16 protein-coding genes are annotated in these 22,666 nt (G+C 35.7%); 9 read left to right on the plus strand and 7 right to left on the minus strand.

The features are described from left to right. The first annotated feature begins 4 nt into the window (after positions 1 to 4). The 6 genes from SB689_RS00195 (at position 5) to SB689_RS00220 (ending at position 8,471) form a co-directional block, all read left to right on the plus strand. Positions 5 to 706 carry a hypothetical protein gene (locus SB689_RS00195; protein ID WP_410690076.1) on the plus strand — a complete coding sequence of 234 codons (702 nt, stop codon included), beginning with the start codon at positions 5 to 7 and terminating at the stop codon, positions 704 to 706. Between the two features lie 110 nt (positions 707 to 816). Further along, positions 817 to 1,707, plus strand: a complete 891-nt coding sequence (locus tag SB689_RS00200) for an urea transporter (protein ID WP_410690077.1) — start codon at positions 817 to 819, stop codon at positions 1,705 to 1,707. 38 nt (positions 1,708 to 1,745) lie between these two features. Next, positions 1,746 to 3,998, plus strand: coding sequence for a TonB-dependent receptor (locus SB689_RS00205; RefSeq protein ID WP_410690078.1), 2,253 nt, complete (start codon positions 1,746 to 1,748; stop codon positions 3,996 to 3,998). 52 nt (positions 3,999 to 4,050) lie between these two features. Then, complete coding sequence (locus SB689_RS00210; protein ID WP_410690079.1) at positions 4,051 to 4,941, plus strand: helix-turn-helix domain-containing protein; 891 nt, start codon at positions 4,051 to 4,053, stop codon at positions 4,939 to 4,941. 377 nt (positions 4,942 to 5,318) lie between these two features. After that, complete coding sequence (locus SB689_RS00215; protein ID WP_410690080.1) at positions 5,319 to 7,655, plus strand: TonB-dependent receptor; 2,337 nt, start codon at positions 5,319 to 5,321, stop codon at positions 7,653 to 7,655. A gap of 3 nt (positions 7,656 to 7,658) precedes the next feature. After that, positions 7,659 to 8,471 (plus strand): DUF4249 domain-containing protein, encoded by an 813-nt coding sequence (locus SB689_RS00220; protein ID WP_410690081.1) that lies wholly within the window; start codon positions 7,659 to 7,661, stop codon positions 8,469 to 8,471. Positions 8,472 to 8,798: 327 nt separating this feature from the next. Here SB689_RS00220 and SB689_RS00225 read toward each other — a convergent pair whose 3' ends face one another. Then, entirely contained in the window at positions 8,799 to 10,604 is a 1,806-nt protein-coding gene (locus SB689_RS00225) for a serine hydrolase (protein WP_410690082.1), read from the minus strand. Between the two features lie 341 nt (positions 10,605 to 10,945). On the opposite strand from SB689_RS00225, the gene SB689_RS00230 reads away from it, so the two are divergent. From SB689_RS00230 to SB689_RS00240, 3 genes are all read left to right on the plus strand, one after another. Next, on the plus strand, positions 10,946 to 11,974 hold the full coding sequence (locus SB689_RS00230; RefSeq protein ID WP_066749971.1) for a rod shape-determining protein: 1,029 nt from the start codon (positions 10,946 to 10,948) through the stop codon (positions 11,972 to 11,974). A 377-nt stretch (positions 11,975 to 12,351) separates the two neighbouring features. After that, positions 12,352 to 14,160 carry a hypothetical protein gene (locus SB689_RS00235; protein ID WP_410690083.1) on the plus strand — a complete coding sequence of 603 codons (1,809 nt, stop codon included), beginning with the start codon at positions 12,352 to 12,354 and terminating at the stop codon, positions 14,158 to 14,160. A 192-nt stretch (positions 14,161 to 14,352) separates the two neighbouring features. Next, on the plus strand, positions 14,353 to 14,865 hold the full coding sequence (locus tag SB689_RS00240; protein ID WP_410690084.1) for a thermonuclease family protein: 513 nt from the start codon (positions 14,353 to 14,355) through the stop codon (positions 14,863 to 14,865). A gap of 16 nt (positions 14,866 to 14,881) precedes the next feature. Here the strand turns inward: SB689_RS00240 and SB689_RS00245 are convergent, their stop codons facing one another. The 6 genes from SB689_RS00245 to SB689_RS00270 form a co-directional block, all read right to left on the minus strand. Further along, positions 14,882 to 15,919, minus strand: a complete 1,038-nt coding sequence (locus SB689_RS00245) for a heme-binding protein (RefSeq protein ID WP_410690085.1) — start codon at positions 15,917 to 15,919, stop codon at positions 14,882 to 14,884. 38 nt (positions 15,920 to 15,957) lie between these two features. Beyond that, a complete protein-coding gene (locus SB689_RS00250; RefSeq protein ID WP_410690086.1) occupies positions 15,958 to 16,764 on the minus strand; it encodes a hypothetical protein in 807 nt (268 codons plus the stop codon). Between the two features lie 111 nt (positions 16,765 to 16,875). After that, complete coding sequence (locus SB689_RS00255) at positions 16,876 to 18,432, minus strand: peroxidase, FMP-type (RefSeq protein ID WP_410690087.1); 1,557 nt, start codon at positions 18,430 to 18,432, stop codon at positions 16,876 to 16,878. A gap of 87 nt (positions 18,433 to 18,519) precedes the next feature. Next, on the minus strand, positions 18,520 to 20,007 hold the full coding sequence (locus tag SB689_RS00260) for a ferritin-like domain-containing protein (RefSeq protein ID WP_410690088.1): 1,488 nt from the start codon (positions 20,005 to 20,007) through the stop codon (positions 18,520 to 18,522). 4 nt (positions 20,008 to 20,011) lie between these two features. Next, positions 20,012 to 22,102, minus strand: a complete 2,091-nt coding sequence (locus tag SB689_RS00265; protein ID WP_410690089.1) for a GMC oxidoreductase — start codon at positions 22,100 to 22,102, stop codon at positions 20,012 to 20,014. Continuing rightward, on the minus strand, positions 22,099 to 22,542 hold the full coding sequence (locus tag SB689_RS00270; RefSeq protein ID WP_410690090.1) for a sugar dehydrogenase complex small subunit: 444 nt from the start codon (positions 22,540 to 22,542) through the stop codon (positions 22,099 to 22,101). The genes SB689_RS00265 and SB689_RS00270 overlap by 4 nt, the downstream gene beginning before the upstream one ends. Between the last annotated feature and the right edge of the window lie 124 nt (positions 22,543 to 22,666).

Below are 22,666 nucleotides of genomic sequence, written 5' to 3' on the forward strand. Positions count from 1 at the left end.
AGAAATGAACGCAACTATTTGGGCATTAATGCTAAGTGCCATCTCTATAAGTTTTATCCATACCGCAACGGGGCCGGATCATTATCTGCCATTTATTGTTTTATCTAAATCAAAAAAATGGAGCAGAAGCCGAACCATTTTGTTAACAATTGCCTGCGGTTTTGGTCATGTTCTGAGTTCTTTGGTGATAGGAGCGATCGGAGTTTTTCTTGGATGGCAGCTTAATAAGTTTGCTTGGTTTCAGGATATCAGAGGGAATATTTCGGGATGGGCATTGCTTATTTTCGGGATTGCTTATTTAATTTATGGATTGATTCAGGCAGCAAGAAACAAACCTCACAAACATTTTGATGTATTGGGAGATGATGTTTACGTTTACGAACACAATCACACTGAAATGGTAATGCCACAAAGCAGAATAAAAGTAACTCCTTTTGTCCTGTTCATGATTTTCGTGATGGGACCGAGCGAACCGCTTACTCCGCTTCTTTTTTATTCAGGATTAAACCGTTCTGTAACTGAAATTCTGGCATTGGTACTGCCTTTTACATTAACAACAGTTGCAACGATGTTGGGGATGGTTTTGCTCGGAAGATACGGATATTCAACCTTATTCAATACCGAAAAATTAGAACGTTATATGGGTGTGATAAGCGGTGCAGTAGTTACGATATGCGGTATAGGAATGGTCTTTTTAGGCTGGTAGCGAATGGTGAATAGTGAATTTGCTTCGCTTGTCAATATCATTCACTGGCAAAGCCAAATTGACTATTCATATTTCACAATCTTAGTCTCAATCATTTATAAAATTAAACTATGAATAAAATTTTTGAAAAATTCCCTTTTATTGATCATATTTTAAAAGGAATCGGGCAAATTATGCTTCAGGAAAACAGATGGACAGGCCTTCTGTTCCTTATCGGGATCTTTATGGGAAGTTGGGAAAGCGGCATCGCTGTTCTCTTGTCCACAAGTGTCGGAACATTTACCGCAATGAAGCTGAATTACGATAAATCTGAAATAAACGCTGGACTATACGGTTTCAGTGCTGCCTTGGTGGGAGTTGCTTTATCTTTCATATTTCAGACAACTATTTTAATCTGGGTTCTTATTATTTTGGGTGGAGCATTGGCAGCCATTATTCAGCATTTTTTTATTGCTAAAAAAATTCCGGTTTTTACCTTTCCTTTCATCATTATCATTTGGATAAGTGTTTTTGTGTTGCATCATTTTACGCATATCCCACCATCAGAATTAATCAGTGCGAAAGCCGAAAATCTTGATTATGATGAGGTAATAACTCCAATTAATGGCTTCGGAGAAGTTATTTTTCAGGGTGGAATATTATCAGGAATAATTTTCTTTTTAGCCGTTTTCATCAGTTCACCCGCCGCCGCTTTATATGGTTTTGCAGGCTCTGTTTTGGGAGCTTATATTTCTCATGTGAATGGAGAATCTGTTGAAGAAGTTCATATGGGATTATTTGGTTTTAATGCCGTGCTTTCTGCCATTGTTTTTTCAGGTTTCAAAAAAATGGATGGATTTTGGGTGCTTGTATCTGTATTAATTACAGTCGGAATCGATGATTTATTAATTGATAATCATGTTCTTACTGAAGTCGGCGGAGTGCTTACTTTTCCGTTTGTTGCAGGAACATGGATTACTTTATTAATTCAGAAAATTTTTATTTCTAAAAAAGAAAACTAAAATATTTAACAGTAAAAAATCATTCAAAAAGAATATCAATGAAGAGAACTCAGATAATGGTTGCCTTTCTGGCCTTAATGATAAACGGAATAGCTCTGGCACAAGAAAAAAGCTCAGAAAAGCAATCATTTATTAAAGATGCAGACGATAAATTTCCGATTAATGAAGCTTTGATAAAATACAATCATGGAAATGATCATACACATTCGGGATCTGATGGATCATTTAAATTTAATGTTCAGTCATTCCCGGATACTTTGGTAGTAAGTCATAACGGTTATGATGAGGTTAAATTGGTGATTAATAGTGATGAAGATAAAAATAAAGTTGTTTTTATTCAACACAAACCTTTTCAGATCTCTGAAGTAGAAATTAATCATAGTTCATTTCTTTCAGCAATTACAAAGGTTGATTTGAATAAATTTCCGGTAAATTCTGCTCAGGATTTGTTGCGGAAAGTTCCCGGGTTATTCATTGCTCAACATGCCGGAGGCGGAAAAGCAGAACAGCTTTTTTTAAGAGGTTTTGATGCCGATCATGGAACCGATGTCAGTGTAAATGTAGACGGAATGCCCGTAAATATTGTTTCTCATGCTCATGGACAGGGATATTCAGACCTCCATTTTATCATTCCTGAAACCGTTAATAATATTGATTTTGGAAAAGGAGCTTATTACATGGATCGCGGAGATTTTGATACTGCGGGTTACGTTGATTTTCAGACATATGATAAACTGAAAAACAGCATGGTAAAGCTGGAAGGAGGTTCTTTTAATTCAAAAAGGATATTGGGAATGTTCAATATCATCAATGATTCTAACAAAAGGCAAAATGCTTACGTCGCTGCAGAGTACAATTATACCGATGGTCCGTTTGATGTGAAACAAAACTTCAACAGAGTCAATATTTTCGGAAAATACAACCAATGGATTACCGATAAAGATTATTTTAATATTCAGTTTTCAACATTCAATTCTTCATGGAATGCGTCTGGACAAATCCCGGAACGTGCCGTAAATGAAGGGATTATTGACCGCTGGGGAAGCATTGATCCTACAGAAGGCGGAAGTACGTCACGAACAAATCTTCAGATGAATTATAAGCATATTATTTCTCCATCTGAACAAATTGAAGCAATGGCTTGGTATTCTAAGTATAATTTTAACCTGTATTCTGATTTTACATTTTATTTGAAAGATATAGATCATGGCGACGAAATCGAGCAGAAAGACGGCAGAAATATATACGGAACTGAAATTAAATACACCAAAAGTTTTTCTCTGCCCAACGGCTCATTAAACTGGATATCGGGAGTAGGATTCCGAAACGATGATATTAATACTTTGCAGCTGAATCATGTTTATCACAGAGATTTATTGTTAGATAAAATGGCTGATGTGAATGGAACAGAAACCAATCTTCATGCCTATTCAGGATTGATTTGGAAAACAGGAAAGTGGACGATTAATCCAGCCTTGAGGGTAGATCATTTCATTTTCAACATGCATAATTTGCTGGATTATGAGCAACTGCCTTCCGGACAATCATCTGAAGGTACAAGATTAAACCCAAAACTTAATTTTTCCTACGCTGCCAACGACAAAATCATGTGGTTTCTGAAAACAGGCATGGGGTTTCATTCCAACGACATGAGAGTGGTTGTTCAGGAAAAAGATGCGAAAACTTTACCGTATTCTATCGGCGGAGATTTTGGAGTTAGACTGCATCCTTTCAAATCATTAATTATTACACCAACCATCTGGTATCTGGCTTTACAGCAGGAGTTTGTGTATGTCGGAGATGATGCTGTAGTAGAACCTTCCGGAAAATCAAGACGGTTTGGAGCAGATTTGGGAATCCGTTTTCAACCGTTGGAAAATTTGTATCTGAATGCTGATATTAATTATTCTCACGCCCGATTTGTTGACGAAAAAAAAGGGGAGGATTATGTTCCGTTAGCTCCGGTAATAACGAGTACAGGTTACGTAAACTGGGATTTTCTGAATGGTTTATCTGTAGGATTACAATACCGTTATTTGGGCGATCGACCAGCCGTTGAAGATAATAGCCTCCGCACAAAAGCCTATTTTGTGAATGATCTTGTACTTTCTTACAATCGGGCAAAATGGGGTGCCAATCTGCAAATCAACAACCTTTTCAACGTAAAATGGAACGAAGCTCAATTTGCTACAGAAACCCAATTAAAAAATGAAGCCGAACCTATCACAGACATTACCTACACTCCAGGAATTCCTTTCGGAATAAAAATGGGTGTGTTTTATAAGTTTTAAATAGAATTTCAGCATTAAATTTGTATAACGCTAGATATGATAATTAACTGATATGGAAGTACTTTCCAATTTTCAATATAAAAAGCTTTTTCTCCCGAATATTACTGAGAAAATACTGTCTAACAACGCAGATATACAGCTTTACAGGCTTGAGGATTACCTAAAAGGGATTCTCATGCCTGTGATTCCTTACCGAACCACGTTTAATTTTATTATTTTTATTACCAATGGTCATATCAAGCAGTATTTGGATAATCAGGAATTTCAGGCTGAGAAAGGTGGAGTTATTTTTATAAAACAAGGTACGATTACGGCAACCATAGAATTATCAGATGATGCTGAAGGCTTTTTCTTAGCTTACGAAAATAATATTTTATCTGAACAGGAATTGCCAAAGCATAAAACAAGCATTTTTTTCATGCCTCCTTTCCTGAATTTGGATACACTTACTTACGGAACAATCACCCAGCTTCTTACTATCATGGAACAGGAATTATGGCTTAATGGATTGAATCTGAATGAAATAATTGTCACCATGCTTCATCTTATTTTAGTGAAAATATTAAGTACAGATTCCAACAATCATCATAGATCAGCTAGCCGTCCTATGGAGTTATCTCTTCAGTTTCGGGAGATTCTGTTTAAATATCATGTAGGCGAAAAAAGAGTTGCTTTTTATGCCGATAAACTGTCTGTTACAGAAAATTATCTCACAAAATGTATCAAAAATGTAACCCAAAAGTCACCCAAACAATGGATCAACGAAATGGATATTAATTACAGCAAAGCCTTATTGCATTCAAGTAAAGATATAGCGGAGATCGCTTATGAGCTTAATTTCCATACAGCTTCCCATTTTACTCAACTTTTTAAGAAAATTACAGGAATTACTCCTAAAGATTACAGAACACAATTCTTGAAAGATAAAATGATCGTTTCCTAAGTTAATTCTAATTAATATTCTTCTTTTTCGAAAGTTGATGAGTTTAAGATATAAAGTCTTTGAATAGTAATATTTAAGGGCTTTTTTATTTACGATCAATCAATAAAAGATCTAAAAATTGAAGAAATAATATCATCACAGAATTTAATACTTAGTTTTTTATTCACACTAAGGCAATAATTTCGACATCAAAATGTTTTTATTTCAAGTTGATATTTATCTTTGCAGTGAAATATCCTAAAATAGGCCTTTTAATGAGAAGAAATGACTATTTTTTTTGTCTTTTTGCTCAATTGATTTCCTATTTCATCTATTTAATTAACATCAATAAACTTTTTTAATATTTAAAAAATCTACTACATTAAATAATAAACTGAATGCAAACATCTTTTTTTAAAATCGCGGCTGCTTCGGCTGCGCTCTGTTTCAGTACTTTAGCTGTAGCCCAGCAGAAATACTCGGTAAGCGGAACTGTAAAAGACCAGAAAAACGGCGAATTACTGATCGGAGTGACCGTAAAAGTGGCTGAAGATCCATCTATCAATGTGGTAGCCAATGAATACGGATTCTATTCTTTATCCCTGCCGGAGGGTAATTACAGAATGATCATTTCCTATCCGGGTTACAAAGATTTTGAACAGAATATAAAAGTTGATCAGAATGTTAAGCTTGATCTTCCCTTAATTCAGGAAGAAAAACAGGAAAGAACAGCCAATATCGATGAGGTTATTATTTCCGGTGTTAAAAAAGATAAAAACCTTTCGACTGCTCAAATGGGTACGGAAACGTTGAGTATCAAAAATATAGAAAAACTGCCGGTTTTATTTGGTGAAAAAGATGTGATGAAGACGATCCAGCTCTTACCGGGAATTAAAAGTAACGGTGAAGGAAGCAGCGGATTCAGTGTAAGAGGAGGTGCGACCGATCAGAATTTAATATTATTAGATGAAGCGCCTGTTTATAATGCTTCACACTTACTTGGATTTTTCAGTACATTTAACAGTGATGCGTTAAAAGATGCGAGTATCATCAAAGGAAACAGCCCCGCACAGTACGGCGGACGTCTTTCTTCCGTGATGGATGTTAAAATGAAGGACGGAAATAATAAAGATTACAACGTCAACGGAGGAATTGGTTTAATAAGCAGCAGATTGAGCGTTGAAGGCCCGATTCAAAAGGAAAAATCATCATTCATTGTTTCTGGAAGAAGAACTTACGCTGATTTATTTTTGAAATCAACCGACGATTTTAAAGACAGTAAATTATATTTTTATGATTTAAATCTAAAAGCAAATTATCAGGTTAACGAAAATAACCGTCTTTATTTATCAGGATATTTTGGAAGAGATGTTTTGGGGTTAGGCGATACTTTTTCAACAGATTGGGGAAATACAACGGCAACACTTCGTTGGAACAGTATTATTAATAGTAAATTATTCTCCAATACGTCTTTAATTTACAGCAACTACAATTATAAAGTAAGCTTGCAAAGCAACGACAATACATTCGGACTAGATTCTCAGATCGAAGACTGGAATCTTAAACAGGATTTCACATGGTTTGCAGGAAATAAACATTCTGTTCGTTTTGGTTTACAGTCTATCTATCATACAATTACGCCAAGCAGTGCTTCGGGAACGAGTGTGAGCAGTTTTCCTAGAAATCCGAGATCTTCATGGGAAAATGCAGTCTATATCAATGATGATTTTAAGGCAACCGAAAAATTAACGGTTAATTATGGGTTAAGACTTTCCGGTTTCAGTGTTTTAGGTGGTGATACATTTAATAGTTATGAAAACGGAGTTCTTACAGACAGCAGGTTTTTAGAAAAAGGAAAATTCGGAAAAACATATGTAAATCTTGAACCGCGTATTACGGCAAACTACCGTATTAATGAGGTGAGTAGTGTAAAAGGAGGATATTCCAGAAACACGCAGAATTTACATTTGTTGAGCAACAGTAGCAGTGGAAATCCTACAGATCAGTGGATTGGAAGCAGTTACAGCGTAAAACCAGAAATTGCAGATCAGGTAAGTTTAGGCTACAGCAGAAATTTCAATAACAATAATTATGAAATTAATGCGGAGGTTTATTACAAATCAATGCAAAATCAGATTGACTTTAAAAATGGGGCTCAGATCTCATTTGATACCGCTGCAGACGTTGAAAGTGAATTATTGTTTGGTAAAGGAAGAGCTTATGGTTTAGAATTAATTGCTAAAAAGAAAAGCGGTAAACTGACAGGTTGGATTTCCTATACTTTATCAAAAACAGAAAGAAAAATAGACGGAATAAACGATAACGAATGGTACAACGCCAGAATGGATAAAACCCACGATCTTTCCATCGTTGCAACCTATGAATTGAGTAAAAAATGGTCGCTTTCAGGATTATTCCTTTACAGTACAGGAAATGCAGTGACTTTCCCAACCGGAAAATATGAACTGAACGGACAAACAATTTTCCAATACAGTAACCGAAATGCTGACAGAATGCCTGCCTATCACAGAATGGATTTGAGTGCAACCTATGAACCTGAATCTACAAAACGTTTCAAAGGTTCTTGGTCATTCGGAATTTACAATGTGTACGGTCGCGAAAATGCCTACACGATTACTTTTGAAGATATTCCGAACAATCCGGGAACAACCCGCGCAATGCAGACTTCGTTATTCCGTTGGGTACCAAACATCACTTACAATTTCAAATTTTAAATCATGAAGAATACATTTTTTATCATATTATCCCTGTTTTTATTAACGTCTTGCGAAAAAGAAATCGATTTAGATCTAGATAATAAAGCTGGAAACATAGTCATAGAAGCTAATATAACCAATCAACCCGGCCCGTATTTTGTGAGAATAACAAAATCTGTGGCTTTTACAGAAAACAATCAATATCCTGCAGTTACCAATGCTCAGGTTGTTTTAAGCGATGATACAGGTCAGACCGAAACATTGCAATATGTTAGCGACGGAAAATATAAAACCACAGCTTTCAGCGGAGTAGTGGGAAGAACTTATACATTGAAAATTCAGGCAGAAGGAAAAGAATATACTGCCCAAAGTACGATGCCTCAAGAAGTGAATTTTGATGGATTAACGCAGGATTCTTTTGTGTTTGGAGGAACAACGACATACACCCTTTTACCTGTTTTTACTGATCCTCAGGCATTAGGAAATCGTTATCTTTTTAATTTTACCGTTAATGACAAACCTAAAAAGACATTCGAAGTTTTTTCAGATAACGTGAATAACGGATTGCCAAATCAACGTCCTCTGTTTCTTCCCAACGATGATGGCGATGATCCGGATGATGTTTTAGTTGTGGCAGGAGACACAATTCATGTTGAAATGCAGAGTATTGACAATAATATTTTTACTTATTATAGCGCTCTTCTTCAGATTTCTGGAGATGGTGGCCCTGGTGGAGGTGTTACACCTTCCAACCCGCCAAGCAATATCAATAACGGAGCTTTGGGATATTTTTCAGCGCATACGGTTAGTAAGAGAAGTATTGTGATTGAGTAGAAATATTTTAAGAAAAACTTAATGAAATCCTGACGAAAGTTGGGATTTTTTTATTGAACTTGTTTAAACCACAAAAGGCACAAAAGACTGAACATATTACTTATTTAAGTTCATGATGAACTGCAAACAAGAACACATAAGTTTTTAAAAATCTTTGATTTTTATCTTTTGAGGGCTTTTGTTTTCAAAACGGTTAAATTTTAAAATGTTCAATCATGGCTTTTGTATCTTTTGTGGTTTAATTAAAAAGTTTAAACCGGTTTATTTTAATCTGAATTAAAAGTTCTAAAACAAAAAATGCCTCCAAATTAATGAAGGCAATTTCTTTTATAATGTTTTTAAAACCTTAGCGGCATTTTCATTTTTAGGATTTATTTCCAATACTTTTTGATAATTCTGTTTGGCTTTTTCCTTTTGTCCGGCTCCCAGATAAGCTTCTCCTAAACTGTCGTATACATTTTCGCTTTTAGGATAGAGTAGAGTATTCACTCGGAAAATATCAATGGCTTTGTTAGGTTGTTTTTGTTGAAGAAGAGCATAACCGACTCCATTCAAATACCCTTCGGAAATCAGATTATGATTGGCATCTTCAGTTTTTGCTTTTTGATATAATTGTAAACCTTTATCAAAATTACCTTCCAAAATAAGCTCAAGAGGCATCTTTTCATTAGAACTCATTTGTGGATTTTTAGATCTTATGGTCTTGTCTCCTAAAACTTGTATCAATTCCTTCTTTCCTGTTTTACTATTTTTTATAAATTTAAATTGAAAATCCCAATCCCGAATTGCAAAAGTGTCTTCACCTACTTTAATAAGTTCTGTTGGAGCTTCCGTATTATTGATCACCATTAGCTTTCCATTCTCCTGATAAACTTTATAAAAACCATACTTATCAGATCGGTAACGACCGATATTGTTGCTAAAATCTTTTTCGGTAGTAGGTAGGATTTTATTAATTGAATTCACGTAATTCGGCCACTGATAAACGTTTGCGACCGAGCGGATAAGTTCTTCAATAAACGCAGGCTTGTTGGTATTTGTTAAAACTACAATTCCGTCACCGCTGGTTTTATTTCCTATAGATTTGCTGGAAAAACCCTCATTCCAGCCACCGTGCGTGAAGTAGACCTTGCCATTTCTATTTTCAAGAAAAATACCTAATCCCATGAATGGATCAATAAATGGAGTTGTAAATTCCTCGGCTGTTTTTTTAGAAATAACTGTGTGGCTTTTATTGCTCAGCGTATTTTGAATATCAATCACAAACTTTGCATAATCTTCTGCTGTTGTCCACAAACCTGCTGCCGCTAATTCAGGATAAACATGGTATTTTCCTTGAACTTTAATTCCGTTTTCATTATAAGCCGTAGCCGCAAACTGAGCATGAGCTTCCGATAAGGGTTGTGAGAAAGTGCTGTTTTTCATATTCAGAGGAGAAAGTACTTTTTCAGTCAATATTGAGGCGAAATCTTTTCCTTCAAGGTCTATCAACATTTGTTGTAACACACAATATCCACCACCGGCATAACGAAAAGGTGTTCCGGGAAGTTTATCAACAACGACAGCGGGAGAATTGGCGGGACTTTGTCCATTCAAAACCTGAACTAATGTCGGAATAGGTTGACCAACTTCGTAACCCGCAAATCCGCTGACACTAAACCCTGCAGTGTGACTGACAATATTTTTAAGACTTACTTTCTTCTGTTTTGTGAATTCATTTTCAGGAACTTTCCATGATTTCAGATAAGAATTTACATCTGCATTTGGATCGATTTTTCCCATTTCCACTTCTTTTAGCACAGCATAAGCACTCACTGGTTTACTCATAGATGCCGCCTGAAATAGCGTGTTGGAATTCACAGGAGTTTTAGATTCTACATCTGCAAATCCGTAGGTTTTACTCCATATTACTTTAGAATTTTTAATGACAGAGATGCTAACTCCGGGAACATTGTAATATTTCATTCGGGATTCTAAAGTCCAGAGAGGTTCACCTTCAAACCGGACAACAGGCATCAATCCTGATTCTACTTTAGATATTTCATTTTTTAATTGGGAGTCTGTTTGTGCCGAAAAAGGAGTTGCCATCATTCCGAAAACGAGAGCAATGTAAAAAGGAGTTTTAGCCTTCATTCTATTTTTAATTTGATGGGCTAAAAATAGATAAGTTTTATGAATATCAGATGAAATGTTTTCTGTGTTATTTTAATAATTGATAATTATTTACTGTCGTGTAAGTTATATTTTGGAAATTAAAAATAAAAGAGTGAATTATAAAAGATAAAATACATTCATGAATAAATTAATATAGCTTAAAATGAAAAATTTTAGCAAACTTCGCGTTAAAAATTAGCATTATTAAAAATCAGATATTTAAAAAAGATTAACACAACTTTAACTCCAATTGCCAATTTCCCCGACATCTATATCCGTACAGAAAGCCGTACTTTGCAATATAATAAAAGAACGATAAAATGGGGTTATTTGATATGTTTACGCAGGAGATCGCAATGGATCTCGGAACCGCTAATACACTAATCATACATAATAACAAGATTGTTATTGATCAACCCTCCATTGTCGCTATAGACAGAACAACAGGAAAGCCTATTGCAGTTGGTGAACAAGCCAAATTAATGCAAGGGAAAACCCACGAAAATATTAAAACAATCCGTCCCTTAAAAGATGGAGTTATTGCCGATTTTCACGCTTCGGAACATATGATTAAGGAATTCATCAAACAAATTCCGGGAATCAGAGGCAGGTTTATTCAGCCTGCGCTTAGAATTGTTATTTGTATTCCTTCCGGAATCACCGAAGTTGAAAAAAGAGCCGTTAAAGACTCTGCATTGAAGGTAAATGCCAAGGAAGTAAAGTTAATCTATGAACCAATGGCAGCAGCTATTGGAGCTGGAATTGATGTACAGAGTCCTGAAGGAAATATGATCGTTGATATAGGTGGGGGAACTACCGAAATCGCTGTTGTTGCGCTTGGAGGAATTGTTTGTGACAAATCTTTAAAAATTGCTGGTGATGTGTTTACCAATGATATTTCTTACTTTTTAAGATCATATCATAACTTATATATTGGAGAGCGAACTGCCGAAAGAATAAAAATTGAAATAGGTTCTGCACTGGAGGAACTGGATTATCCTTTAGAAGACATTCCTGTACAGGGAAGAGATCTGATTACGGGTAAGCCAAAAGAGATCATGATCAATTATAAAGAGATCTTCAAAGCTCTGGATAAATCTATCATGAGGATTGAAGATGCTGTGATGGAAACACTATCTCTGACTCCGCCGGAATTGGCTGCAGATATCTACAAAACAGGTATTTATCTTGCCGGAGGTGGTGCATTATTAAACGGACTGGCAGACAGATTGCACAAGAAAACAGGACTGCCTGTATGTGTTGCTGAAGATCCTTTAAGAGCAGTTGTTCGTGGAACAGGAATCGCGCTTAAAAACATCAATAAGTTTAGATTTTTAATGAGCAGTTAATTTTTTAATAACTTATTTTCGATTTGCACTGTTTTTATTTGATTATTAACAGTCATTGATGCTACATTAAAGGTTTATTTTAACTATAAAAAATTATAAACCCTGACTAAAACGGTTGGGGTTTATATTCATATGTCTCCTAGCTGAGTGAAATCGAAGATTCGACGTAGTCAAACGCCTTTGCAAACTTAAAAACAGTTAGTAGTCAAAAAAACCTTGCGCTCTTTGCGTTAAAAAATCTCAAAGAGAATGATTTTAAGCATATTTTCAAGAAATTCAATTATTATTTAATGCATAATTAATTTTAAACTGATATTTTTACAGTGAATTAGTTGATGGGAATTTAGAGGCCAAGAATTATTTTAATGAATATAAAAATGATCAAAAAACCTTTACACAATTTCCATATTCCTGTGATGGGATTAGCGTATACGATAGACAGTCCTATCCGTGTCGCACAATACGGAATTTCTTCCGTTGTTTCTATAATTGATGATGAAATTATAGAGAAAATGAAAAACTTTTATAATGAAAAATTCAATTTGAATTATTCAAGTATTTCAACAAAAATAGATGACTACCGTGCCAAAAGAATTACCGCTTATCTGGACATGGTGGATGATATCGTCAATGAAAAATTTGATGCTTTCAAAGAAGAAATTGCGAAAAACAAAACCGCTTTGATGAACTTTGTGGATATCCTTCCCAACACATCAGAGCTGAAAAACGGGTTGCAAAATCTTCTGAATCAAAAGGAAAGTTTTACATCTTCAATTAAACATTTTATTGAAAAAAATCTTGCTCCCGGGAGTATAGATGTCAATATCATGACGAAGGTTGATAAGGATAATTTCAAAAAAAATGAGCAATTACCTGTTATTTATAATGATGCTCACGCTTCTTTACGCGGTTTTGCCAACAGTAAATTATCTTCATCAGTAGTACTTTCCGCGGGGATGAATCCTCGTTTGTACAGTTATATCGAAGAATTTGATGACTTTTTTCCTGATGAAAATGGTTTTCTGAAAAAGAAAATTATCTTAAAAGTGAGTGATTTCCGTTCTGCGATGATTCAAGGGAATTTTTTGGCTAAAAAAGGACTTTGGGTTTCTGAATACAGAATAGAATCTGGTTTGAATTGTGGCGGTCATGCTTTTGCTACCGAAGGTTTATTGCTCGGCCCGATCATGGAAGAATTCAAACAAAAGAAAAACGAACTGATCGATTCTGCACATTCATTAATGCTCAATGCTTTACAGCAAAAAGGGAAAATTACAGTTTCTGATCCTTTAGAAATGAAAATTACCGTTCAGGGTGGAGTAGGAACATCGGAAGAACATGATTTTCTACTGAAGACTTATGATGTAAACAGTGTCGGCTGGGGTTCTCCATTTTTGCTTGTTCCAGAGGCAACTTCAGTGGATGATGAAACGAGAAATCTACTTTTAAAATCTAAAGAACATGATTTTTATTTAAGTAATCTTTCGCCTTTGGGAGTGCCTTTCAATACAGTAAGAGGAACGTCCAATGAGATTTTTAGACGAAATAAAAACAATAAAAACCGTTACGGAAGTTCGTGTCCTAAAAAATTATTGGCTCTGAGTAAAGAGTTTTCATCAGAAGGAATTTGTACGGCTTCGAAAAAATATCAGGATATTAAACTTAAAAATTTAGAAGCCGAAAAACAAGAGATAACTCCAGAACAATTTCAAAAAAGAAAAGAAATCATCACAGAAAAAGCATGTTTATGCGTCGGATTGGTGAACGCTGCTTACATGGAGCAAAAGTTAGAAATAAAAGGAGAAAAACAAGGTGTGGTGATCTGTCCGGGGCCTAATCTTGCTTTTTTCGATAAAGAAGTTTCTCTTTCGCAAATGGTAAAGCATATTTATGGAAATACCAATATTCTTCCCGATAATGACCGTCCAAATATGTTCATCAATGAGTTGAAAATGTACGTTGATCACCTGAAAAAAGAAATTTCAGATTTCTCAGGAACAATGACAAAATCTCAGGATAAAAAATGGAAAACATTTAAAGAAAATCTTTTTGAGGGAATTTCGTATTATGAAAACTTGTTTAGTCAATCAAATTTCTTTCAATCAGAATTAAATACAATTAATAATCAGCTTCAACACTATAAAATGATGCTTTCAGGAATTGAACTTCCAATATTTGAAAAATAATAATGAAATTTTTTGTGAACTTTGCTGAGTGAAACGCCTTTGCGAACTTAAAGATCAGCAGAATCATTGGTTAAAAAAAACTTAGCGGACTTTGCGTTAAAAGAAATAATTAATAAACAAAACCTTCAAATTTTAATTTGAAGGTTTTTGAATTTTCCATTTAAAGTTCTTATCATTGCACTCATGAAAAAAATGATGTGTGTACTGCTATTTTTTGCGTCTATGTGGGTGTTTTCTCAAATCAAGGCAAAAATTATCGGCATAAAAGACGGAGATACTGTTGTTGCTTTATTAGCAGATAAAACTCAGGAAACATTACGTTTGGCAGAGGTAGATTGTCCCGAAAAGAAACAGCCTTTTGGCAACAATGCAAAACAATTTACGAGTTCAAAAGTCTTTGGAAAGGAGGTTATATTTTACAGAATTAAAAAAGACAGATACCGTAGAACAATCGCCAAAATATTTTATGATGATGACAAATATCTTTCTGCGGAAATCATCAAATCCGGGTATGGATGGTGGTATTTTAAAGCTTCTAAAAATCTTCAGTTAAAAGAATATGAAATTTTAGCAAAGAAAAAGAAGCGAGGTTTATGGGCAGATAAAAATGCAATATCACCGTGGGATTTCAGGAAAATAAAGATAGAAAAATCGAAAGCTGCTAAATTAAAAATAAAAACCTCCGAATTAAATCCAGAGGTTTAGTATTTAAAAATTAAAATTAACTTTCTGTAAGACCTTGCGTCACATCTAATCCTTCCATTACATCTAAGCTTTGAAACTTTTGTTGTAGTTGCATGGTTTCAGGCACTTTTACCATAGAATTGACCGTAACGTGAGGCCAGTTAACAGGCTGTGCAGATCCTGTAGCCGGGAAAACCAGATTGATTGTCTGCGAATATTGCAATACCTGACTAGGATTTCCTGCGCTGTCCACGATATCTTCAATCCAGAAGGTTGCATCCATTTTTGTAGCGTTTACATTGGTCTGGATAAACGGAATATTCAAAATTCCTCCGTTGGCATCCGGTGTGTCGGTAGACATTTGAATAACAGTCATATTGCTCACTCCGCCTGTTCCTACTAAAGCTTCCAATGTAGATTCAAGGAAAGCATTTGGATTAACCTGATTGAATGGCGCAAACTGAGGATTCCCAATAATCTGATCCGAATAACCAAGCTGAGTGATTCTGTCACCATTCAATAAAGTTGGAATTGAAGAAGCCGGACTAAAGAAATCTGTTCCCGGATTACCTACCTCAACTGAGCTTCCAAGCGCTAATAATGAATTTCCGTGAGGAATAGTCGACATACGGGCAATCGTATACCCTCCGTTGGGCTGACCTAAATTTAAAAATAATCCTGTCTCAACATGAATTGTGGATCCTGCAGGAAAACCACGTTCGTTGCAAAAACTACTGTCACATGCGCTTATAATTTGCTGTTCATACAAAAGACCGAAGATCATTTGTTCTACTTGTTGTCCATTCACGACAGGACCACGATTTCCGGCCTGTACAACTACCGGATTGAAAGTCAATGTTTCCGTGTAAGGAATGACTTCAAAGACAAATCCTTTATCCTGTCCGGGAACAGAAATGGTATTCCAACCCGCTGAAATAGCTGTTGCAGGAACGTCAACGTTTTTCCAAGTTCCTACCAATGGTGCCAAAGCACCAAGATCTGAGGCAGAAACTTTTTCAAGAGGAAGGACTTGAGCTCCTAATGTTAATCCTCTCATTTTGCTTTCTAGATTCATAATTTTTAGTTTTTAAGGTTAAAAGTTTTTAGTTTAAATTAAATATAATAAGCTCTCGTCTGGATTGCAGCCGGAGCCGACATGCTTGTACGAACTGCAAAAGCCGATGAATCTCCGATCAAAAACTCCATATCGGCTTTCATTTGATGATCAGAATTTCCATAAGTCATTTGTACTCGTTTTTTGCTTTCTTCTGAGTTTAAAAAGTGAAGATTTGTTGGTTGAAGAATATTCCAACGGCAACCGATTAACTTATCTTCAAATTTTCCATATTCCGTGATAGGAGAGAATGCCGACATTTCAGGGATTAAATCCGCAACATCTGCAACACAAGTGAAAATTGATTCTGTACTGTCAGTTGGATCATTACAAGTCACTGTCCAGGTATTTTGACCGGGAACGTTTAATGAAGGAAGATTGGTAGTAAATGAAGTTTTAAATTTCGGTTCTCCAAACAATTCTATTCCTGCTTTTATCGCCATATCAGCATCACAAGGAACCCAAACACGCTTGTGTCCCATTAATTTTGTCTGTTCTTCTCCGCGAAGATATTCTTCAGCAGTTACAAACGCAACAGTATTTTTTTGTGATTCAGGGTAAGAAACGATATTCAACTCGATTTCCTGAGTGGTGCTAGATCCGTTTGGAAACTGTCCTGTATAATTTTGAAAATTAAAACTAACCAAAGCTTTTCCATCGAAATCTGCGACGATGAGTCCTGTATTTTCAAGATATTTTAAAACTTTTTCGCGATCAACAAGAAAGGCAACCTCAATATTGAAAAGGGTTGCGTAATAGAATGGTAATCCAAATCCTGACGGAATTGGAGGTAATTGATTGCTCATGATAAATTGGTTTTTTAGTTTTTTTGCTTTAAAATTTTAAAACCTTATAGGTTTCTGAAACCTATAAGGTTGAGTAGAGTTTATTTGAATTGATAAGATTAAATCAAAATTTTATTCTTTATGATAAGGACATCCTGAAGGTGGATTGGCAATACGCTCAGAAACTGCAGCAGTTGTTGTCATGTTCATTGCGGGAGGTGCATTGAAAAATTCCTGTTCGATTATTTTTCTCTGATCTGCAGGAATATCCTCGATTTTACGAAGTGTATTAACCTGAATGTGTGGCCAGCTTGTTGTACCACCATCGTTTCCAAAATCAAATTCGAAAAATATAATTTGCTCGTATTGTAACTGAAGAATTTCTTTTCCATCTTCAATTACAGTTTCGATCCAAAGATTAAAATCTATTTCAACGGTCGGTACAAAACGATTAACAAAAGGAACGTTTAGAATTCCACCTTGTGCTCCTGTTTGCATTTTTGATGATAATTGAACAAGTACATAATTGGCAACATTTTGTCCGCTCAATGTGTCTCTTAATCTCATATCCGGTCTTACACAATAAGGATATAGCTCATTTGCCAATATTCTCTGTGTATAAATTTTGTTTGAACCAGGGTCGGTTTCATCCGTTAAAGTCTGGTGAACCCATGCCGGAGCCGGTTCGTCAAGGTTAATAGCACCTCCCGCACCTCCCATTGTTGGTGAGATAGCAAGATGAGGAGGATTCCAAGTTGCAAGGCCAGTAGGGAATTGCGGAGCGCCGTCTCTAAGGTAATATACTTTATTATCCTTACTTTCTGGGGTAATATCTCCCAATACCGTAATCGTGCTTCCGTGAGGAATAACTCCACTTCTTGAGATCGAATAATCAGGAATAAAATAAGGTCCTTTAATTCCATCCATTGGCTTTATTTCCTGTGCCGGAATGATTTGATAATATTGCTGTCCTTCTTTTAATTGGCTCAAAAGAATGTATGAAGAGTTACCATTTTCGTCTTTTACTTCAACCAAAGGTTCGTTTCTGTATTCTCCTTTATATCCGTATTTTTCAAAATCTTCATTAGAAAAGGCATGAATTCCACGGTCTCTTTTGATGGTTTCTTCAGTTGCGGCGTAATTATAAACGTCGCTTAACCAAAGATACATTCCGTTTTCTTCGTGAATTCCGGCGTATTGTAAATTTGGATTTCCGTCTACTTTATTTACACTTTTAATGGTTTGATCGTATTTTACGGCACCACAAAATAATTCCGTTGCACCACCACGGTTACGAACACCACCGGGAACGATTTCGAATGTTAATTTTTCGATATATTCTTCAGTATCAAAACTGAATTTTCCTGGAATTGTATTTTGATTGGTTCCTGGAGAAGGCATAATCGTCGTGTGAATTCCACTTCCTAATGATGGACGGTCGATATTTTTATTGTAATTGGCATTATAACTTACCCATGTTCCATTTAATGCTTCTAAAACACCATACTTTACATTATTTGCAATGTCCTGTAAATTTTCTTCTCTAAAAGGTGTTACCGGATCGTCGATCAAAAGTTTCGAGTATCCTTTCATTAAGTTGGCAAGATAACCTTGCTGATCCTGACTTGGTTGGGGTGCTCTTAAAAATTCACTTCCTTTTTCAAGACTTTCCTTTTCTCTTTTTAACATGATATATTGTTTTTATGGTTATTAATTAATGAAGTTGTTTTAAAACTTAATCCTTTATCTTTTTTGTGGTTAAAAATTTAAATAAATTTAAGTTGTTGGATATTCAAAAGTTGGCCCTGCATTGTATTGAGAATCCAACGGTTGGCTCATCAATCCGATCGCCTGCTCTTTTAAAGCATACATATACATGATTGATTTTTCTAATTCTTTTGCGTCACCTTCTACGGCAGCCTGTATCGCATCCAATAAGTTTTTATATGTTTGGTTAAATACTTTTCCCTGCGCATACAATTGCGGATTCGACTGATAATCTGCCATTTTAGGATTTGGTTTCATCGGATAAGCAGCGTTCCAGTCTACAGGCAGTGCTTTTCCGACAGGTGGAGTAGTGACAGGCATCATTCCGTTTTCATCCATAAAAGGTTTATAGTTTCCATCCAAATAATAATGTTCATGGAAAATTTCTTTAAATCTGAAATAATGCGCTAATTCCATTCCTTCTTCAAACTGAGAAGGATCAACATCAAAAATGGTGTCGTCAGCGCCTTCACCCTGACCTTTAATTTCTTGGAAAACAGCAATTACGCCTGATAAAGCTTCTACAGCGTGTAATTTTCCGCCGCTTCCGTAATATTGTTCAGGACGGATCTGTTTTGCCGGATTTCCTGTGAAGATTCCTCCTGTATTTAATTCTTCAAATGTTTGAGGTAATTTTCCGTTGGCTTTGTAATAAGCAATGATTTGGAAAACAACGATATAAAAGAACAAAACATCATAATATTCACCAATCGTGTGAACATTTTCCATGATGAAACCTTTCATATTTTCAAGAGTCCAGAAGTTATTTTCTTCTACTGAAGCACTTTTAAGCAATGACTGATTTTCTTCAATATGATCATATACCGGAGCTTTAACCAAAGGACTGCTTGGACTTTCAATCGCGATAAATGTGGCAATACTGTTCGTGGAAAACGTTTCCAATCCTACGAAGAAATCAACGTTCATCGGTAATTTCATCGGATAAGTAGGGTAGTTTTGAGGTCTGTTGACGGAAGGTTGAATATTCACAGCATTCATCACATTACAAACCATGATCATGTGAAGCATTTCTTCCACGGCAACACTTCTGATTATTTGTGAAGCTAATAAATTTGTCCCATCTTTTATAGAATACAAAGCCGTAAGATAAGGCGGAATTGTTGAATGCTCAATAAGGATCGCCGTCTGCAAAAGGTCTTGTAAAACAGAACGGTAATTCATGTTTTCTAAACTACTTTTTTTAGATGAAGAAGCCATTTTTGCATCTAATTTATCGACACTGATCTCCTGCAACACTGATCCGAACTGTGAACTTAAATAATCATTAAATTCTTTGATCTGATTATTCAATAATAAATTGGTTAAAGTTTTACTGTGATATTTCAATCCTTCTAGCCAATCTTCTTTGCTGATTTTTGTATCGAATAATAAAGAATGTAAAGAAATTGCTTCTTCAACAAGGGTGTTTTTGCCAGATAAAGCACCTTTTAATAAAATCTGTTCTGGTTCTGCTTTATTGATAAGTCTTTGTCTCATGGTTTCAGTTTTTTAATTTGTTTTCTAAATCACTCAAAATAGATTCTACCGAACGAATAGTGAATGCTGATAAGGTTAAAGTAGGGTTCGAAGTTCCCAAAGTCGTCATATTTCCTGCGCCAACGATGTATAAATTCGGGTGATCCCAAGATTTACAATAACTGTTGGTTACAGAATCATCCGCATTGTCGCCCATTCTGTGAGTTCCTACGATGTGACCCGCTCCGTTGTAAGAATATCTTACGTTGTTGTAGATGAAAGTGTTTTTGTCTGCTTCGGTATATTTGGTGAAATCTTCGATATTCAACCTTTTAAACATTTGATCTGAAGCTAATTTTGCCTGTTCCATTGCTTTCATTTCGTATTCCGTCAGTTCATAATTAATGACAGGGCGGGGAATTCCCAAAGCATCCAGATATTGATCATTGATGGTCACTCTGTTATTCGGATTCGGTAATTGTTCGATCTCAAAATGGAATAAAACCTGTCTTGAAAGTCTGTAAGCCAAAGCTTCTTTTAATTCAGCTCCAAAAAGACCTTGTCCCAAAAATTCTGAAATATCCGATCCCGGAGAAAATGCCGGCCAGCTCCATCCCCAATTGTCTAATGGAGAAATCCACGCCGAAAATTCACTTCTGAAATTCCCGTCACGGAAAGACGAAATGTTTGTGGTAGAACCGGGACCTCTATAAGAATAAATCGGCTCTGGAAATAATCCCCAAGTCAGCATAACCATGTGATCCATTAAGTTTCTTCCTACTTGGTCGCTTCGGTTGGCAACGGTTTTTTCAACTTTTTGTCCGTTTTCGATTACTGTATATTTTGAATTCAGTAAAATTTTAGGATTTTCAAAAGCATTGGCTGCAAGAATCACAATTGAATCTGACGTGTCAACAACTTCTTCCACAAAATCGGTTTTCTCTTTAGAAATATATCTTCTTAAATGAATTTTTGAAATTTTCTCCTGATCTGCCTGATCAACACTTAATTTATACACAACACTCTGCGCCTGAACGCTGATGAATTTATGTTTTTGAAGATTTTCATTTTTATTGAATTTATACAATGCTTTCTTCAACGTTTTCAACGCATTGTATTTTGCCTGAACCGGACAGATTGGAACGCATGATGCATTTCCTTCACAACGCTCTCCCATGTAAGGATTCCAGACAGAACCTAGCGCTTTGTATTCTTCGTTTTCAATATTATTTAATGATAATTTATATCCCGAATCTGTAGAATTGGCTTTAATGATTTTTGCTTTTCCATAAGCAGGATTTGGAGTAGAATTTCTTCCCTGAGGAGACGGAACCATTGTTAACGGAAACTCTTCAAAATTTAATTGAACACTCGTTCCTGCAAGACCATTGATGATCTTTTGATCCATATAACTTTGAGGAATTTCATCCATCGGAAAAACATAGTCTTTACCGTAATAGTCTTCCATGCTTTCTGAAATAGGATATTCCTGTGCTGCAACATTTCCTGAAACACCGATTTCAAATTCGGCCATTTCATAGTAAGGTTTTAAAGCATCATAATCAATTGGCCAGTTGATAGGTGTTTTAACCTTAGAATCAGGTTTATTGATTTCAATACCGTATTTTTCAGTTAATCTGAAATCATTCGGGAGCATTCTTGGCGTAGTTCCCAGCCAGTGAAGCGTTGTTCCTCCACCGATTCTGATGGCATCACTCGCAAACGGCATCGGACCAAACTGAACCAAATATCCTTTTTTATCCGGAAACGGAGGAACGATTTTTTCCATATCCAAAACGTCTGGCGATGGAGCTTGCTTTAAATTTGGGTAAGGAGAATTCGGAACTTTGGCTTCCTCCATATAAAATTTACGAATGTACTCGTTGTAGGTTGTCAATGATGACGATGAGTCCAGTTCTAATCCGGCTTCCAGTCCAGCTTCATACATTAAAATTGATAATTCTCTTACGTTTTCAGGATGATCAACTTCTGCACGGTAAACCATTTTGCCTTTTTCTGTATCAAAAACATGATCGGTTAAAAGTTTGGCGATCAATGATCCTGCAATCCCCGTTCCAACGATGATCACATCTTTTTTGAATTCTATATTGCTCATGAGTTGCTGTTTACAGGTTGAACCGCCCAAGATTTGAAACCCGGTTGTTTTGCTCCCGGTGGATGTGCGTGCATAACGTTCCAAACCAAACTTTCTTTGTATGATAATTCATTCACATAAGCGCCTTCCCAAGTTCCCAAATACCACATTGTGATGATATTGTTTGACATATCCTGCATTCCCGGATCTGCCATAATTTCGGATTGAATGGCATTTCTTAATTGATCCTGACTGAAAGAATTTTCAAGGATAGATTTTGAAACGTTCAGAAATTCTAGGAATGTTGCGGTTTCGATTTGACCTAAAATATGCTTGTAATAGGTCTCCGCCAAACCGGTAGATTGCAGCTCGTTCGCAGAAAATCCGGTAAGAGTTCCTGAAATCGCCATAAACACGTCGTAGTAGTAATCATCGACGTTGAGGATTTTGTTAATAATCATTTCGTTTAAATTTTGATGGTTAAAGTTTTTTAAATGACAGTTATCATTTTATGTTTTGAAGCATTGCTCATTTGCCATAATTATCAGTTTTTGTTTATTCAAAATTAAAGAGTTGAATTTGTTT

The sequence above is a fragment of the Chryseobacterium sp. SIMBA_038 genome (assembly GCF_046535115.1).
Classification (GTDB): domain Bacteria; phylum Bacteroidota; class Bacteroidia; order Flavobacteriales; family Weeksellaceae; genus Chryseobacterium.

What these genes read in the sequence shown, in the direction of transcription:
- SB689_RS00195 (WP_410690076.1), top strand. Translation starts at nt 5, where the DNA reads ATGAACGCAACTATTTGGGCATTAATGCTAAGTGCCATCTCTATAAGT.
- SB689_RS00200 (WP_410690077.1), top strand. Translation starts at nt 817, where the DNA reads ATGAATAAAATTTTTGAAAAATTCCCTTTTATTGATCATATTTTAAAA.
- SB689_RS00205 (WP_410690078.1), top strand. Translation starts at nt 1,746, where the DNA reads ATGAAGAGAACTCAGATAATGGTTGCCTTTCTGGCCTTAATGATAAAC.
- SB689_RS00210 (WP_410690079.1), top strand. Translation starts at nt 4,051, where the DNA reads ATGGAAGTACTTTCCAATTTTCAATATAAAAAGCTTTTTCTCCCGAAT.
- SB689_RS00215 (WP_410690080.1), top strand. Translation starts at nt 5,319, where the DNA reads ATGCAAACATCTTTTTTTAAAATCGCGGCTGCTTCGGCTGCGCTCTGT.
- SB689_RS00220 (WP_410690081.1), top strand. Translation starts at nt 7,659, where the DNA reads ATGAAGAATACATTTTTTATCATATTATCCCTGTTTTTATTAACGTCT.
- SB689_RS00225 (WP_410690082.1), bottom strand. Translation starts at nt 10,604, where the DNA reads ATGAAGGCTAAAACTCCTTTTTACATTGCTCTCGTTTTCGGAATGATG.
- SB689_RS00230 (WP_066749971.1), top strand. Translation starts at nt 10,946, where the DNA reads ATGGGGTTATTTGATATGTTTACGCAGGAGATCGCAATGGATCTCGGA.
- SB689_RS00235 (WP_410690083.1), top strand. Translation starts at nt 12,352, where the DNA reads ATGATCAAAAAACCTTTACACAATTTCCATATTCCTGTGATGGGATTA.
- SB689_RS00240 (WP_410690084.1), top strand. Translation starts at nt 14,353, where the DNA reads ATGATGTGTGTACTGCTATTTTTTGCGTCTATGTGGGTGTTTTCTCAA.
- SB689_RS00245 (WP_410690085.1), bottom strand. Translation starts at nt 15,919, where the DNA reads ATGAATCTAGAAAGCAAAATGAGAGGATTAACATTAGGAGCTCAAGTC.
- SB689_RS00250 (WP_410690086.1), bottom strand. Translation starts at nt 16,764, where the DNA reads ATGAGCAATCAATTACCTCCAATTCCGTCAGGATTTGGATTACCATTC.
- SB689_RS00255 (WP_410690087.1), bottom strand. Translation starts at nt 18,432, where the DNA reads ATGTTAAAAAGAGAAAAGGAAAGTCTTGAAAAAGGAAGTGAATTTTTA.
- SB689_RS00260 (WP_410690088.1), bottom strand. Translation starts at nt 20,007, where the DNA reads ATGAGACAAAGACTTATCAATAAAGCAGAACCAGAACAGATTTTATTA.
- SB689_RS00265 (WP_410690089.1), bottom strand. Translation starts at nt 22,102, where the DNA reads ATGAGCAATATAGAATTCAAAAAAGATGTGATCATCGTTGGAACGGGG.
- SB689_RS00270 (WP_410690090.1), bottom strand. Translation starts at nt 22,542, where the DNA reads ATGATTATTAACAAAATCCTCAACGTCGATGATTACTACTACGACGTG.